10 protein-coding genes are annotated in these 16,669 nt (G+C 37.9%); all 10 read right to left on the reverse strand.

Annotation, left to right across the window (positions count from 1 at the left end; genetic code table 11):
* Positions 1-2: 2 nt before the first annotated feature.
* The 10 genes from Q4493_RS00095 to Q4493_RS00140 all read right to left on the reverse strand — a co-directional run bounded on the left by Q4493_RS00095 (position 3) and on the right by Q4493_RS00140 (position 16,564).
* Positions 3-1,346 (reverse strand): family 16 glycosylhydrolase, encoded by a 1,344-nt coding sequence (locus Q4493_RS00095; RefSeq protein WP_303448427.1) that lies wholly within the window; start codon positions 1,344-1,346, stop codon positions 3-5.
* A gap of 50 nt (positions 1,347-1,396) precedes the next feature.
* Positions 1,397-2,392 carry a kappa-carrageenase gene (locus Q4493_RS00100; RefSeq protein WP_303448428.1) on the reverse strand — a complete coding sequence of 332 codons (996 nt, stop codon included), beginning with the start codon at positions 2,390-2,392 and terminating at the stop codon, positions 1,397-1,399.
* 59 nt (positions 2,393-2,451) lie between these two features.
* Positions 2,452-4,206: an Ig-like domain-containing protein gene (locus tag Q4493_RS00105; protein WP_303448430.1), complete on the reverse strand. Its 1,755-nt coding sequence runs from the start codon at positions 4,204-4,206 to the stop codon at positions 2,452-2,454.
* 75 nt (positions 4,207-4,281) lie between these two features.
* A complete protein-coding gene (locus tag Q4493_RS00110) occupies positions 4,282-7,884 on the reverse strand; it encodes a TonB-dependent receptor (RefSeq protein WP_303448433.1) in 3,603 nt (1,200 codons plus the stop codon).
* A gap of 97 nt (positions 7,885-7,981) precedes the next feature.
* Positions 7,982-9,427 carry a sulfatase-like hydrolase/transferase gene (locus Q4493_RS00115; protein ID WP_303448434.1) on the reverse strand — a complete coding sequence of 482 codons (1,446 nt, stop codon included), beginning with the start codon at positions 9,425-9,427 and terminating at the stop codon, positions 7,982-7,984.
* Between the two features lie 15 nt (positions 9,428-9,442).
* The gene (locus Q4493_RS00120; RefSeq protein ID WP_303448435.1) at positions 9,443-10,918 is read right to left on the reverse strand and encodes a sulfatase; all 1,476 of its coding nucleotides are present in this window, start codon (positions 10,916-10,918) and stop codon (positions 9,443-9,445) included.
* Positions 10,919-10,927: 9 nt separating this feature from the next.
* On the reverse strand, positions 10,928-12,364 hold the full coding sequence (locus Q4493_RS00125) for an aldehyde dehydrogenase (protein WP_303448437.1): 1,437 nt from the start codon (positions 12,362-12,364) through the stop codon (positions 10,928-10,930).
* Complete coding sequence (locus Q4493_RS00130) at positions 12,361-13,512, reverse strand: mandelate racemase/muconate lactonizing enzyme family protein (protein ID WP_303448439.1); 1,152 nt, start codon at positions 13,510-13,512, stop codon at positions 12,361-12,363. The genes Q4493_RS00125 and Q4493_RS00130 overlap by 4 nt, the downstream gene beginning before the upstream one ends.
* Before the next feature lie 8 nt (positions 13,513-13,520).
* Positions 13,521-15,215: a sulfatase-like hydrolase/transferase gene (locus Q4493_RS00135; RefSeq protein WP_303448441.1), complete on the reverse strand. Its 1,695-nt coding sequence runs from the start codon at positions 15,213-15,215 to the stop codon at positions 13,521-13,523.
* A gap of 263 nt (positions 15,216-15,478) precedes the next feature.
* Positions 15,479-16,564 carry a family 16 glycosylhydrolase gene (locus tag Q4493_RS00140; RefSeq protein WP_303448443.1) on the reverse strand — a complete coding sequence of 362 codons (1,086 nt, stop codon included), beginning with the start codon at positions 16,562-16,564 and terminating at the stop codon, positions 15,479-15,481.
* Positions 16,565-16,669 lie beyond the last annotated feature (105 nt).

The raw sequence follows: 16,669 nt of genomic DNA on the forward strand, positions 1-16,669 counted from the left end.
CTCTAATGACTGTTTATTTTTGAAATATTTATGTTATCGATAGCTAAGGTATTATTTCCCTTTGCAAACCATTCTTTTTTAAATACAACTCTCATGCGATCATTTTCAGCAGAAATCGCCGAACGGCTAAACGTTTGCTTCAGCGTTACCCATTTTCCTTTTTGAACGTGAGATAAATCTATCGGTGTTATTTCTAACCATGGGTTTTCTAAAACAATTTGTATTGCTTTGATAAATGAATCCTCCTCGATAAAAACATCAAAAGACAGCTGATATTCTCCGCTTGTTAAGATAACTGAACCATCAGGAGAAAATGCTACGAACTCTTTAGCCTTCTCTTTATTATCAGCATTAAGTTGAAGGCTATGTCGACCCGTTGAAAAATGGTAATCACTCGCCTGAGAAATCTTTAATTGCGTTGACAATTTAGGATCAATCCACCATTGCTTAGCGTACTTTCCTCGCAATTCGGGCTTATTCACAACGTGTGGCATATAAGGCCCTTCAAAACCAAAAAATGCAGGCTGTAATAAATTGCTATCTGGTTTTTGCCAAACTCTCACGTAGTCAATTTCAAAATTTGCGGGTAATTCTTTTTCTTCAGGAATGCCATGCCAAGGAAAAACCTCTGAATCGAACCATAGTTCTAAGGGATTATTTAGCACCCATGCATCCCCCATTTCTTTTTGTGTCACTTGATGAACTAGCTCACCTTCAAAATACATATTCAGTCCATCTGGTTGCCATTCAACTCCATATGCATAAAAATTTTCAGCTGTTCTGCCTGGCGTAGGATGTGGATGTTTCCAAACTTTATTCTTTTTTGGATGCCCAGGACGCCAATCATGAATTGACGTTACAAACGTTGTCTCAGGTTTTCGGCTACCTTTTTTAACACGGCCAATTAACTCAAAAACATCGAGCTCTTGTTGATATCCTGTTCCCCAAAAAGCTCCTGTCATAGCAGCATCAGGTATTTTCACTCTCACTTCCATATAGCCATATAAAAAGGTGTTATGACTAATAATTGCAGCTGTTGTTATATTTTCGTATGCATCAATTTCTTGCCTTTTTGGCGGTTTTCCAACAAAAGCATAGTTAGGCTCCCATTGGGTTCTTAACTTTAAAAAGCCATCTTCAAGTAACACATTATGGGGAGCAAATTGAGATGGAGCTCTACCTTTCCATAGATAAAACTGCTCATTCTCACCTTGGATATACCATTTAAAGCGATCAAGTTTTGAACCATTAAATTCATCACTAACAGACGGGTTTAATACCCACCCATCTTTATTTTCACTATCAGATAATGGAAAAAAGTCTTGTGCAAAACTTAGCAATGACATGAAATACACTATGGTAAAAATAACTATGTTTTTAATATTCATGCTCTGCTCTAATTATTTTTCTTGTAAACTCTGACCCAATCAACTTTCATTGCACTTGGATAACCTTCAGGGGTTGCTTTACCCGGAACTGTACAACGTTCTAAACCATCAGGGCAGTTATTGTAGGTAACATGTGGGTACCTTAATCCTAAAGATAAGGTGACATGCATAGGTAAATGCCAATAAAGATTTGGCTTTTCTGCAACTTTTTTACCATCTATATACCACGTGATTTTTTCTGGAGAAACATCTGCGCCATATACGTGAAACTCATCTCTTGCATCAAAATCTGCACGAATTTTGTTTTGAGTTAACTCTGGGTATTTTCCAGGGCGTTTCCAAATTTCTTTTCCATTCTCAATAACACGAGTATGAAGATTCATATCAATAATATTCGCACCATCGTTTTTCTTTGTTTCTTTATCCCATTCAGCTTGTTGAAGCTCAACAATATCAACTTCAGAATAAGTAACGTCACCTTCATTTGTTCCTTTTAGGCCCATTTTTTTTATTTCTTCATTGAGGCTGTAAATCCAAAAGGCAGGGCTTGAACCAGGAAACGTAGGTATACCTTTCATCCGAGCTTCATAATAACCGTATATTTGATAACCTTTGGAGCGAACAATGCCTGATTTATAAAACAGGTCGACATCCACTTTACGTCTGCCATTTTTATAGGAAAAACGTTTAGTTCTATGCGGTTCATAGGTAAGAGCAATATTTAGATGTCCATCTTGCAAGCTGACATTGTCTTTTTTCCAAGACCAAGGCCCCCAGTCATTACTGGTATTGTTCCACTTGCTTAAATCAATAGATTCACTATTAAATTCATCCGAGAGTTCTTTTACATAAACCCATTGATTTAAATTTGTATTTTCAATGGTAGGTTTTATATTATTTTCTGATGTTAGTTGAGCGGGTTGCTCTGTTGATTGACACCCAAACAAAGAGGTGAAAACAACTGAAATCGCAACTAATATTGAAGTTTTATAATGGTTTGACATATTTTAGCCTTAGAAAAAAGCCACCCGTAACAGATGGCTTTTATTATCGTTTTAACGGATTACTCTACTTCTACAATCGAGTAATTATCTAGCATGATGCTGTCACCATTAGCGAAACCATATAAATCCCAAAATTGAAATGCTGCAGTAGCTACGTTCCAATTTGAAGGAACGGTCCATTCCATCGTGCCGGTTAATGGATTAATGAATTCAACTAGTTGCCAATCAGTAGTGTGTTTAAGCTCAGCAGTAACTGTTCCTACAACACCGCCTTCATAACGACCAGGGAAACCAGTTAAACCATCACAACCATCACATAACCAAGGTAAAATAGTATGTTCTAATTTGATTTCATCTGTAGATTCAGCAGGTAATTGATTTAATTTCGCCCAAACCGAAAACTTAAATGTTCTACCAATAGACGCATCTCCACGTCCAAAAGTAGCAGCATGGAAGTTGTTATTCTGATTCCAAACTTGTCTTGTAGTATTAGCAAATTGTGCGCCGTCATTATTAGACGTAATTTGTAATGCTGTACCATCGAGACCACCGGCAACATGAGTTGCATTAGCACCCCAACCACCTGCATTTAATAATAAATCTGACGGACCATTTGGAATTTCGCCTGGCTCACATGCATAGTTTCGTTCAGCGGTAACAGTAACCATTTGCTCTTGAACATCATCAATACTTGTAGCACCGGTATAACCATTGTCCAAACCTACAGTGATAGTTGCACTTTCACCTGTTGCAAGACCGTTAAGAAAACGCCCTGTAGCACCAAAACTACCATCACTTTCTTCATTAGCGAATGTTGCGTTATCTGACATCCAAGTATAATGGTAATCCCCAGATAAAGTGTCAGCGACAATTGTTGGTTTAACACTCACTCCAATAGCAGAACAAGTAGGTACAAGTTTTGTTCCTAATGGTGCACCTAAATCATTAAACTCTTGGTTTGTAATCGCAAGGTTAAATCCTGGAGTCACATTAACAGTCGCAGAAGCACTTAACTCAGGGTTTTCTTCACTGGTAACTGTGATCGTGGTTTCACCTTTATTGTTTCCTGTGACATTGCCACTTTCATCAACACTGGCAGTCGTTTCATCCGCAATCTCAAAAGTTAAGTTACTATTACATGCATAAGTAGGTAATGTTGCAGATAACATAGGTGTTGTATCACCTGAAGCAACATTCATATCAAATGCTTGTACACTCGTTACAGGATCAGTAATTGCATTTATAGTTAACACTAATGAGCGTGTAGGATGTTCTTGTCCAGGTGCTAATTCAAAACCATTATCAACAACATAGCTAATATCGTATGTGATCGATGTTGGAAAATCACGTGAGCCATTTCCAGTTGGATTACCATCGGCATCAGTAGCACCACGAACATCAGTGGTATCACACATTCTTAACGCTTGAGCATAAGCATCCGTCAAGACTAAAAGTGTCACGCCATCGTCAGCAACGATAAAAGGTGAAATTCCCTGATTATTTGAAAGCCCTTCAGCTTGCGGTGTAATAAACTCATCGTTACGAGCAGAGAATGAGAAATCTCTAATGTGAATAGGCGAAGTAGAACTTTCTAATGTTAACGCTTCCCCATTTACCATTGCCCCTTCTAACAAGTTAACTTGTTGGATACCCGAAACTTCATCATAAGTAACATTGATTGAATCTGTTGAATATTCAACACTGTAGTCATTTTTAAATTTGTGGCTATAACCTTCATCAGTTCCGCTACCACACCCGATTAGTGCTACAGATACGGCTGTAACTATCGCTGTTTTTTTCAGTAAGTTATTCATCTTACATCTCCAAATATTTTTTATTATTTGGTTGATGTCTTGCACCAACCATTTAATTTAGTTCAAAGCGTTTAATTAAAACGTTCCACGAATGCCAATACGATATTGACGGCCATTTTTGTATACAGCAGCAGTACGACTTTTGGTCACATTGCCGTCAAAAACGTTGCCTTCGTCATATACAACATCACCATCTGAATTTTGAATGTCATAAGCAGTGTAGAAATTGCGATAGACCTCATCAGTAAGGTTGGTTGCCTGGAAGGTTACCGAGAAAGTTTCATTAATTTTATAACTAGAACTAAAATCAAAAATACTCGTTGATTCTTGCCAAATTGCACCACCAGTTATACCGTCGTTTATCAGCTGAACCCCAGAATATCTATGAGCTAAACGCATGGTAATAGCATCTTTTTCATAAAATACGGTGGTATTAGCTGAATGCTCTGGTGTATGTTCTTGTGGAAGTGGTTGAGTAAACAAACCTGTTGTACCTAACTCTTCAGGATCTTTCTCTGAATGTTGGTAAGTGTAATTAACGCTTAAACCAAGCCCTGACCAAATACCTGGTAAGAAGTCATAGTTTTGCGTATAGCCAATTTCAATACCTGATATTTCAGCTTCTTGGCCATTTTTTTCAATAGCGATAAGTGCTGTATGGCATTCAATTTTCCATGAACTAGCACTAAAACCTGCGTAATAACGATGAGGCATACATGGCTCTGCTCCTCCTGGAGTACGATTTTCATCATAATCCATTAATAAATTAGCATCGGCTAAGTCATAATCAGAACGAACATCTTTATAATGAAAAGGTGTTACAACTGTTTCAGGGAAGTCTGTCATTTGTTTATAAAACAAAGCCGTTGATAACATGCCCGACTCGTTGAAATACCACTCAAATGATAGATCTAAATTGTTTGACTTAAGCGGTTTTAAATTAACATTACCCGCACGACCTTCAGCAGTAGGTCCCCAAGGATTTTCTCTAATCGTTAAACTAGGATTAAGTGAATCAAAACCTGGACGTGTCATTGTTTTTGACACAGCAAAACGAGCAATCATGTCGTCATTAAGCGCATAGTTTATATTTAAGCTCGGTAACAATAATGAATGACTTGCTGTACCGCTGGTAGGTGCTTCACGTTGGTATGATGTGGTTTGATCGCCATTAGGTCCAACAAAAGAGGTTGAACGATCTAGGTAAGGCCAAATTTCACCAGCGCTACTAAATTGTCTATGTGTTAATGCACTAGCGTTTACTAAATTACCATTGATATCAACAATTTGATTAGGTAAATCAATAAGAGTAAAACCATCCGTAGCATTCCCAAACACTAAACGGTTAGTATCTACGCCACCTGGTAACACCCATTCGCCATTAATAAATGGTGTTGTGTCGTCATTCCAAAAATCATAACCATGTGAAACAGCCCAATCAAAACACCCGGTAAGTTGATCTTCATTTAATGGTGCCCAACGCGTATCTGGAAGACCATTACTTGGATCAAGGCCTGATATTGGCTCAGGACAAGCTTCTTGCCCTTCAATCGTACCTAATCCACGTTCAACAAGGAGGTTATAAGGATCTAATAAATGAGGGGGTCTATGGTAAGTTATACCGCCGTAACCAGCAGCTTTATTCGCATCTTTAATATAACGTAAACCAATGTTACCGGTTAAACGTCCGTCAAAACCTTCAAAGTTAACTTTTAAGTAGGCTGCATTAGTTTCTGTTTCTATTTCACGAGTGCCTTGGTTGTTAACTCCTGTACCTACCGTACCAGGATCTCGGCCAGAGAATTCAGCGATAGCTTTATTCGCATCTAACATTGGCCAACCGCCAAAAGCAAGATTACTTCGATCAGATAATAAGTCTTCACCAAAATTATCATATGGGAAAGCATCACCTGATAACATATCAATCAGGTTAATAGAGTCCATACCAACTGTCGAATAACTAGTATCAGGAATTGAATTATCAATTAATGCAGTACCAGTATTTACCAAGGTATTTTGTGTATAAACATCTTTGTTTCGTTTTGCGTATTTATAACCAAATTCAACCGTTGTAATATTAAAGCGGTCAACATCCCAATCAAAATCTAAGTGTACAGATTTATTGGTATCTTCCTGATTATTATCACGAAAATTAAGTGAGCCTAAATGGTTTGCTTCTAAATCAAAAGGATTAAATTTACTGGTAACAAAATTTACACTACCATCAAAAGGGTCAAAATTAGCAGGTGTCATCCCCATACTGAAAGAACATTCACCGTTAGAGCTACAATCATGACCAACAGGTTCAAGTAATTCTAAAGGAACCGCTTCGATTATCGTATTGCCGATTGTTCCCCAAGTTGCTGTTCCTAATCCTACATGACCATCAGTTTCATCTGTTGTCCCAGAATAACCGAATCTAGCATTCATTTTTAAGACATCACTAAAGTCATGGTCAATTTCTAATGAAACTACATTGGTTTCTAACTCGCGTAAACCTTGTGTACGGTTAAAGTTACCGCCAGACTTTCGGTTGTATGATTTTTCTAAAGTTCGAGTCTCTAAATTTATTCCATTCCAGTCTGAAACAGGATCAGCACCCGATACACCTGTTAAAGGAGCAAAATTCAAACGGATATTATGATAATCTGTATCTACTTCTTGCTTAGTATGAGTAATATCTAATTGAATATTAGTCGTTTCTAAAGGAGCCCATTCTAAACCTGCAGATACTGAAAAACGGTCTCGTTGATCGGCAGTTGTTGAAATTTGCGTATAGTTTCTTGCCATTACATCTAAAGGACCTTCATGAGCAATTTGTGTCTCAGGATCCCAATTTAAAAGATCAGCAGTTGTTTGACCTTCTTCTAAAATACGAATGTATTTACCTGTTGCAACATCATGCCCGGTACGACCTGAAGTTCCGTACAAATCAGAAATTGAAATTGCTGCATCAGTCCAGTCAGTTTGCAGTCTATCTTGACGCGTTGTTTGTGTATCTTTTGCTGCAGTAATAATAAATCCGAGTGTGCCATCTAAATAGATATCAGAGAAACTACCGGTTATGCGTGAATCATTTGCTCCAGCATAATCATTTATTCTGCCTTCTACGTTTAAAGAACGGCGTGGCGTTGATAATGACAACGGTTTCACTGTTCTCAGTACTACTGTTGCACCTAGAGAACCTTCATCTTGATCCGCTGAGGATGTTTTAATTACATCAATAGAAGATAAAATATCAGATGAAAATGAAGATAAATCAACACTTTGATCAGAGGTAGGATCATTGCCTTGATCACCAGAGAGTCCACTGGTTAATGCGACGCCATTCATTTGAATTTGATTCATAGAAGGACCTGTACCACGTACCGATATACGCGTACCTTCGCCACCTTCAGATTGAACAGTTACCCCAGTAACCCGAGAAAGCGCATCAGCAATATTTTGATCGGTTGATTTACCAACATCTTCAGCATGAATCGAATCACTAACATTGTCTGAAAATCGTTTTGCGTTGATTGCTTTACGAAGACTTCCTTTAAAACCTGTAACTTCGATAACTTCTATTTCATCTACTTTTTTAGCTTTTTTATCTTCTTCCTGTGCATGTATTGGCGATGTTAAGAATGTCGCTATTACTGCAGCAGAAATCGCTGATAATTTAAAATTGTGACTCATATAGTCCCCCAGTTTCATTTTATTTTTTATTCAGATCGCGAGTAAACTCTCAATCTGGTGTTTTATATTTAATTATAAAATTTCAGATAAATTCGATTTATAGCTCTAATTCGCCTTTATCCACTTTCTTCTCAAGAGGTTTATCGTGATATAAGTCCATCCGGTTTATATCGTAGTTTTCAAATTTTCGTTGTAATAACCAACGAGGTCTTTCTAAGGTCGATTCCCATTCAAACAATTTTTTGAACATCATTTTCACTTTATCTGGATGTTTTGCAGCAACATTGTAATGTTCCTTTAAATCATCAGGTAAAAAGTAAAGTTCTGCAGGTCGGTCAGGAAAACGCATCATTTTCCAATCTCCTACCCTAATTGTTGCTCTGACGTCTTTCTTCCAATAAAGAACATCATGTGGACGGGCATCAGTTTTACTGGTGATATATGGCATTAGATCTACGCCATCTAAATCTTTAATTTTTGTACTATCGCCACCGGCGACTTCATAAAAAGTTGGTAATAAATCAAGTAAGCTAATAGGATGAGTAAAGTGTGTACCTTGCGCTAAGTGGTTAGGCCATTTCATTAAAAATGGAACGCGAATGCCCCCTTCTAGGTGATTTGATTTCGTACCGCTTAATGGTGCATTATCGGAAGCATTTCTATCTGAAGGGCCACCGTTATCATTAGTAAATACAACGATGGTGTTCTCAGCGACACCAAGTTCTTCTAACTTTTTCATGATTGCACCAGAGGCTCTATCTAATGCTAGAGTCATAGCTGCAACAGTTTTTCTCTTGCCTTTAAGCTGAGGAAATTGTGCTAAATCTTCTGGCGTTGCATCCATAGGTGTATGCACTGCATTAAAAGACACGAAGGTAAAAAATGGTTTATCTTCTTTGACTTGTCTCTCGATAAAGTCGATTGCTTCATCAGCAAGCACATCAGTTAAGTAACCTTTGTGTTCAACCATTTCACCGAAATTACGTTCCATTAAATCTAATTCACTTGGTGGCGCTTTTGAATAGGCAAAATAACTTCTCGCACCACCTCTGAACCCGTAAAATTCGTCAAAGCCACGTTTTAATGGATGGAAACGATCTGCACCACCGACATGCCATTTACCGTAAAAAGCCGTAGCGTAACCTTGTTTCTTAAGATAATCCCCCATCGTTTTTTCATCGAGAGGGATTCCCATATCTCGGCCATCAACGCCTGAGTTTTTGCTCATGTAACCTGGAACATTGTTTTCTTCAAAACCAAATCGTTGCTGATATTTACCCGTTAAAAGACCTGCTCGTGAAGGACCACAAGTAGGATCTGAAACATAAGCTTGATTAAACATTATGCCTTGTTTAGCAAGCTCATCTAAATTAGGGGTTTTCATGACTTTACTGCCATGAAAACCAAAATCGGCATAACCGGCGTCGTCAGAAAATAATAAGACAATATTAGGTTTTTTAGTTTTTTCTGTTTCACCTGCAAAGCTAGTTAAGCTAAAGCTTGCAGCAAGAAATAATAATATAATGTTGGCTATTGCTTTCATATCTTTCACCTAGGACTAATCTATTGTTTGTGGTTTGGCTATATGGAACGTTTCATGAAATCTCGGCATGGATTTTTCACGCCATTGAAAACCTTCTTCATGAATATGAAACCAAAGCGGTTGAACATGAGACCAGCTCCAAATTTCCATTTCTGCTACCATTTCACGTAGAAGTAGCGGGTGTTGTTTACTGAGATCGTTCTGTTCATTGATATCTTTTTCAATATCAAAAAGTTGCCAAGATTTGTTACTGTGTTGAACCACTTTCCAGTTGTCTCTTCGTGCCGCTGAATCTGAAAAACCATTCCTATGTCTCATAGCAAAAATCATTTCACCCGCACGTGCATTCTCGTTTTTAATCACTTGAGGTAAAATATTTTTACCATCCAATTTTTTAGATTTTGGGATAGGAGCATGGGCGATATCAGCAAATATTGGAAATAAATCTAGCGATGAAACTGGGTACTTATATACTTGTCCCTCAGGTACTCTTTTAGGCCAATGAAATAACATAGGCGTGCGGTAACCACCTTCTAACACGTCGCCTTTTCTTCCTCTAAGCGGAGCATTACTTGCCCCTAATTTAGGTTTCCCACCGTTATCACTAAAGAAAACAATTAAAGTGTTATCAAATTGGCCCGTTTCTTTTAATGTTTTAACAATTTCATTAACACCACGGTCAACCGCATAAACCATGCCTGCGTATGTTTTACGTTTCTTATCTTTAATCTCTGGAAACTGATCCATATCCTCTTTTTTAGCCTCCATTGGTGAATGTGGCGCGTTATAAGCAAGATATAAAAAGAAAGGCTGATCTTTATTTTCTGCTGATTTCTTTATGAAACGCGTTGCTTCACGTGATAAGCCATCCGTAATGTATTCTTTTTCATCCACTTCTTTACCATTATGTTCAAGTGGTCGAAGATAATGAAAAATGGAATGTTCAAGACCTTGCGCTTTTTGTTTTTGATATCTCGCTTTAAATTGCTTAGGAAAATAATGATGACCGCCATTTAAGAAACCATAGAATTCATCAAAGCCACGGTTATTAGGATGAAAATATTCTTCTTCACCTAAATGCCACTTCCCTATTGCTCCCGTAAAATAACCAGCGTTTTGTAAGACAGAACTGATGAACGTTTCATTTTTTGGAATACCAATGCCACCAGAGCGGTTGCTGGTTGGTAAATTAAATTGAGATCCAAACTTATGTGGGTAACGCCCTGTCATAATACCTGCTCGGCTTGGTCCACAAAAAGGATGGACATTATAGGCTGATGTAAAAACCGTCCCCTTATTTGCAAGTGCATCTAAACTTGGCGTTTTAATGTCTTTAGCACCATTAAAGCCTACGTCTGCGTAACCCATGTCATCGGTAAGGATAACAAGAATATTAGGACGCTCTGACATAGTACTTGCAGTAACCTGACCTGAAATTGCGAGTATGGCTAAAGTGAGTAAAACGTTAAATTTTTGAATATTAATAAACATGTGGATGCTCTACTCATTTACTAATACTGAAACGCGTTTAAGCGTTAGGTATTCTGTCAAACTATAAGAAGAACAATCTTTACCCACACCACTTTGTTTTAAACCACCGTGAGGTAAATGTGCCGCATAATGTACTTCATTTACACAAACACTACCTGCTTCAATGTTTTGCGCTGCTTGTAATCCACGTTGTAAGTTTGTTGTGTATACATATGCAGCAAGTCCGTATTCACAATCATTTGCTAACGCTATAACATCGTCTTGATCTGAATATGAAATAATAGGTAAAACAGGACCAAATATTTCATCTTTAGCAATCGCCATGTCTAACTTAACATCGGCTAAAATTGTCGGTTCTAAATAGTAGCCTTTCGGTTTATCCGCAGGAGTTTTACCGCCAGAAACTACTTTTGCGCCATCTGTTACTGCTTGTTCAATGGAACCAATGATTCTTGCGCGTTCTTTATTGCTGATTAATGGTCCCATAATTCGACCATCTTGACGCCCAGCAGCAAGTTCAATACCTGCGGCATGTGCTTTTGCTTCTGAAATGAAATCGTCATAAATTGATTCATGAACAAAACAACGATTTGGCGAAACACAAACTTGACCAGAATTAGCAAATTTAAGATCAACAATATTTTGTGCTGCTTTTTTAACATCGGCATCATCATAAACAACAACCGGTGCATTACCACCAAGCTCAACTGAAAAATGCTTAACACTTGTACACGCTGTTTTCATAGCGCCTACACCCGCTTTCGTTGAACCAATCATGGTAAATAATTTCGTTTTGTCACTGGTTAATAGTGGGTTTGTTATATCGTAATCATTACTTGTGATCATATTGATCACACCGGCTGGAATACCCGCTTCGATTGATAATTCAGCGCAACGTAAGCTTGCTAAAGGAGTCACTTGAGAAGGTTTAATTATTGCCGTACAACCAGAAGCTAATACAGGTCCAAGTTTGTAACCAACATTTAATAATGGAAAATTCCACGCTAAATACCCAACAACAACCCCTAAAGGTTGACGCATGATATAATGCAAAAACCTGCCATCAGGATCATTAATTACTGGCTGGTCAATACGTTTTGCTTCTTCTACAAAATAGCGTAAGCATGTTACTAGCATGCCAAAGTCATACTCAGCATTATCGTAAGGTTTACCAGTTTCAGAAATTAGAATATCAATGATTTCTTCTTTATGACTTTCTAACACATCTGCATAAGTGAGGATTAACTTCTCACGTTGACTCAATGGCATTTTAGACCATGTATTAAACGCTTTATCAGCAGCCTCAATAGCTAAATCAATATGACCTTCTTCAGCTTGCGGCACTTGCGCCACGATTTCTTCTGTTGCCGGATTAATGACAGGAAAAGTTGCTTCAGCGCCTACTAAATCACCGTTAATAAGCATTTTATAATGTAAATTACTCATCGTGTTTCTGTATTCCTAACGTTAAATTCTTTTAATTTATCAATGTCAATTTTGACACCAAGACCCGGTGAGGTGGGAACTTTCGCTCCATTGCCATCAACATCCACAATTACAGAGAAAAGTTCGTCTCGAAGTGGGTTTTCAGTGCGATCATACTCAAGGTATAGTGGTTTTTCTTCTGCTCTACCAGGCTCATGGTATGCCGTTGCCAAGAAGTGCGTAGCTGCAGCTAAATTTAACTGAGTACCCCAAACATGTGGAATTGCATTAATGCCATGAGCAGATGCTAATGTTCTAATTTTTAACGCTTCGCTTGGACCACCACAATAAGCTAGGTCAGGTTGAATTATTTGCACGCCATTACTTTCAATAAGAGCTTTAAAACCAAAGCGTGTTTGATCACATTCTCCAGTAGTAATTGGCAAAGTTACTTTGCTTTGCAATCGTTCAAATAAATGAAGGTGTTCAGGTGAAAGCGGTTCTTCAAACCAGGCATAATCATGCTTATCAAGTAGTTGGCCAATACGTACTGCTTCAGGTAAGTCATAAGCATGATTTGAATCAGCAGCTAATATAGTATTGGGTAAAGCTTCTCGCATTGCGATAATGAGCTTTTCATCAAATGGTATATTTTTACCAACTTTAATTTTCATCGCTTTATAGCCACTTTTAGCGTAACTAACCGCTTCTTCAACTAAAGAGTTAAGCAATAGTTCTTCTGGCATGTCTCTAAAATACATACCTGTGGCATAACAAGGAACAATTTCACGATGTTTCCCCCCCATCAAATCACTAACACTTAAACCAAGAGCATGACCCTTCAAATCCCAAAGCGCCATATCAATACCTGAAATAGCTGCAGTCATTACCCCTGCACGAGCGAAATCTAATGAACTACGCCACATGTGCTGCCAAATAACATCAGTTTCTAAAGCATTCATGCCTAATATGCGAGGAGCGTAAAATTTTTCTGCTGCTGCCTGAATAACATCTGCAGGACCATAGCACTCGCCCCAACCTGATAAGCCAGTATCAGTAATAACTTGGATAAGAAGCACATTTCTTTGATCGTAAGACCATTGAGAAAATCCAAAAGGTATTTCTAAATGACAACGAACATGATGAGTTTTAATACATTCTATTTTCATATTTTTATTCACAGTGAAAAGTGGCTAAAAGTTAAGCCAGGAAAATTTAAAGCGACATCAAATTCTTGTTGGTGAGTAAAAGCGGTTAATAAACCTTTTGCTTTCATATGATGTCTAAACATAATAATTGACGGATCACTGACTCTAACGAGCTCTTTTTCTAACCGTTTTGCCATACTGTTAAGTTGTTTTTTATATTGAGGGTTATCAATTAGGTTGTTCATTTCATACGGATCGTTTTGAAGATCGTATAATTCATCACGGCTATCGCCAGGATTCCAAACAAATTTCATTTTAGGGGTACGAATAGCGCGAATACCAAACCATGAACCGTTGTACCATTCATAAGCATAAAGTGCGACGTCGTCTCGTCCTTCGTCTGCTTTATCACCCTCTTTCATTAAAGGAATTAATGAACGGCCATCAACATCACCATCTGGTTTTAGTCCCATCCAATGAGCAAGAGTTGGCGTAATATCTAACATTGAAACTTGACGATTTACTACTTTAGCTTCAACGCTTGGATCTCTTATTAATAATGGCATACGCATTAACTCATCATAGGCGTAAGGTCCTTTGTCATATAGACCATGTTCACCTAACATACTGCCTTGGTCACCTAAAAGTACGATGCGTAAACTATCGTATATTCCTTCATCTTTTGCGGTTTGTATTAACTCCCCAACAATGCGGTCAACCATCGCAATTGCGCCATAATAATAGGCACGTGACTTACGCCAATCTAAATCTGTCATATGACCTACATCGTGCCAAGGCCACCATATACCACCTTGCGCAAGCGGCTTATTTATTCTTTCAGCTAAATGATTTTTAGGTAAAACGAGTTCAGTAGGGTTAAACATGCTCGCATAAGGTTCAGGCACACGGTACGCTGGATGAGGTTGATTGAAACTTACTACTCCAAAAAATGGTCTCTCATCCTTTGCAGCTTGTTTAATCATCGCCTTACCATGCACTACTTTTTTATATGCATTGGTATCTTCGTAATCACCTGGAAGTGTCATCCAATATTCATGCTTTTCGCCATGTTTATCTGTTTTCCCTTGGTAGTATCCTGCTACCTGTGGAACTTTCGAATATGGCGTATAAGGGCGTGTAAATCGTTCTCTAGGTTCATGACCATGGCCTAAATCAATTTCAGCACCTCGCATTTCAGTACCGCGAGCACCTAAATGCCATTTACCAACATGTCCTACTAAATAGCCAGAATCGGAAGCTCTTTGGAGTAAACCACCCTCTTTTGGATCTAATTCAGCTAAACGAGAATGATAAAGCTCGACATTATCATCAAGCCCTGTTTTATGTCCCCAGCGCCCAGTATACATAGCGGCACGAGATGGAGAGCATAACCCCGTCGTTGTCATAGCATTATCAAAACGAACTGACTGTTCAGCTAATTCATCAATATTAGGAGTGTTTACTGGCCCCCCTCGGTAAGAAAACGTATCAAAACGCATATCATCAAACATGATGACTAGAACATTTTCTTTTTTAGATAATATTTGGGGATCGTTTTCTGAATGACTATTCGCAAAATTGGAAAATAGTAAAGCGATTATACTTGCCGTTAAAACAAGTAAATTACTCTGATTAAAAATAACTAAACTGACGTTCCTTGTCGATTCAGCTACCTCTTGAGAAGATGGTTGCGTAGAAAATATTTGTCTTAGAGAGAATTTCATTTTTCGCCTTAAATATTTCGCTGCTTTATTTAGCTAAGTTAATTACGACTTAATATTCATGATGACGTTTAACTTTGTTATACCTATATAAACATATGATGTTTGTATTTACAATAAAAAAATTTGTTTATTATTACGAAGCATCAATTAAAGGTTAATGTCATTTTTATAATTTGAATTAATCAATGTAATATAAACCAGAGGATGAAAAATAATACCATCCTCTGGAGGTTACTTCGTGTTAACTTAATTCAATTAACGTACTAATGATCAAGTTTATAAGTCATATGTTCAGGTTTTTGCCAAACCCTTAAGTATTCAACTTCAAAATCAACAATTCCGTCATCTTTTTCGCCTTCAGGGCTATTAGCTTCTAAATCAGCTTTTGAGTCTGGAAAGCCACGCCATGGAAATGATTCTGAATCTAACCAAAGGTGCATTGCTTTATCAATAACATATCCTCTGTCACGTCCTTTTTTCTTAGCAAACTCTTCAACTTCGGCAACTGAAACATCAGAAACCAGTTTACCATCAACGAAATAACGCATACCTGTTTCTGTCCACTCAAAACCATAAGTGTGGAATTTTTCTGCAACTCTAAAGCCTAAATCTTTCGTTTCAGTATATGTAACATTTTTACCGTTTTCATGACCGTATTTTGGATCCCAATCATGAACTGTCCACCATAAATCTCTATCGCGATGCGCTTGGCCTTCCATACGATGGCTGCCAAAATGTTCAAAGATATCAAGTTCTAGTTCCGTATCATTACGTTGCCCGTTTTTTACTTCGTGGCGAGTAAACCATAACGCACTTGAAACTTCCGCATCAGCGGCTTTAGCTCTGACTTCAATATAGCCATAGCGAAATAAATTACGGTTTATTATCGCGGCCGTTGTAAAATTTTCGTATTTATAGTTAACGTTGTCTAAACCCTGTTCAGTGGTAAATGGAAAATCAGGTTCCCAACGGGTTGAAATTTTTAACATGCCATCTTCTAGGCGTACATTACGACCAGAAAACTGTGCTGGAGCACGACCAATCCACACTTCACGGTCAGGATGGTCAGGGTCTTTATAGATAGGGTTACCTTCCTCATCAAGTTTACCAACGATAAACCACTTATCTTCATCTAACGCTGCTCCGTCAAACTCATCACTTACATCAGTATTTAAAATCCAACCATCTTTGTTTTCACTATCCGTATGAGGATATATATCGGGTTGCTGATTCACTTCAGTTGCTTTTGACACAACCTCTACTTCTGATTGAGAGTCATTACACCCTGTTGTTAGCAATGTGGCTGTAGCAATAGCTAACAAACCAAAATTTGATAAAGAATTTTTCATGAATAACGCCTCCGAACGGCATTTAAGTTGTTTGTAAATTTGGCTAAAAAACTAATAACCCATTTACTAAATAATAATTTATATAATACGTATATAAACATATGA

It is taken from the genome of Colwellia sp. 1_MG-2023, from assembly GCF_030546755.1.
Taxonomy (GTDB): Bacteria; Pseudomonadota; Gammaproteobacteria; order Enterobacterales; family Alteromonadaceae; genus Thalassotalea_H.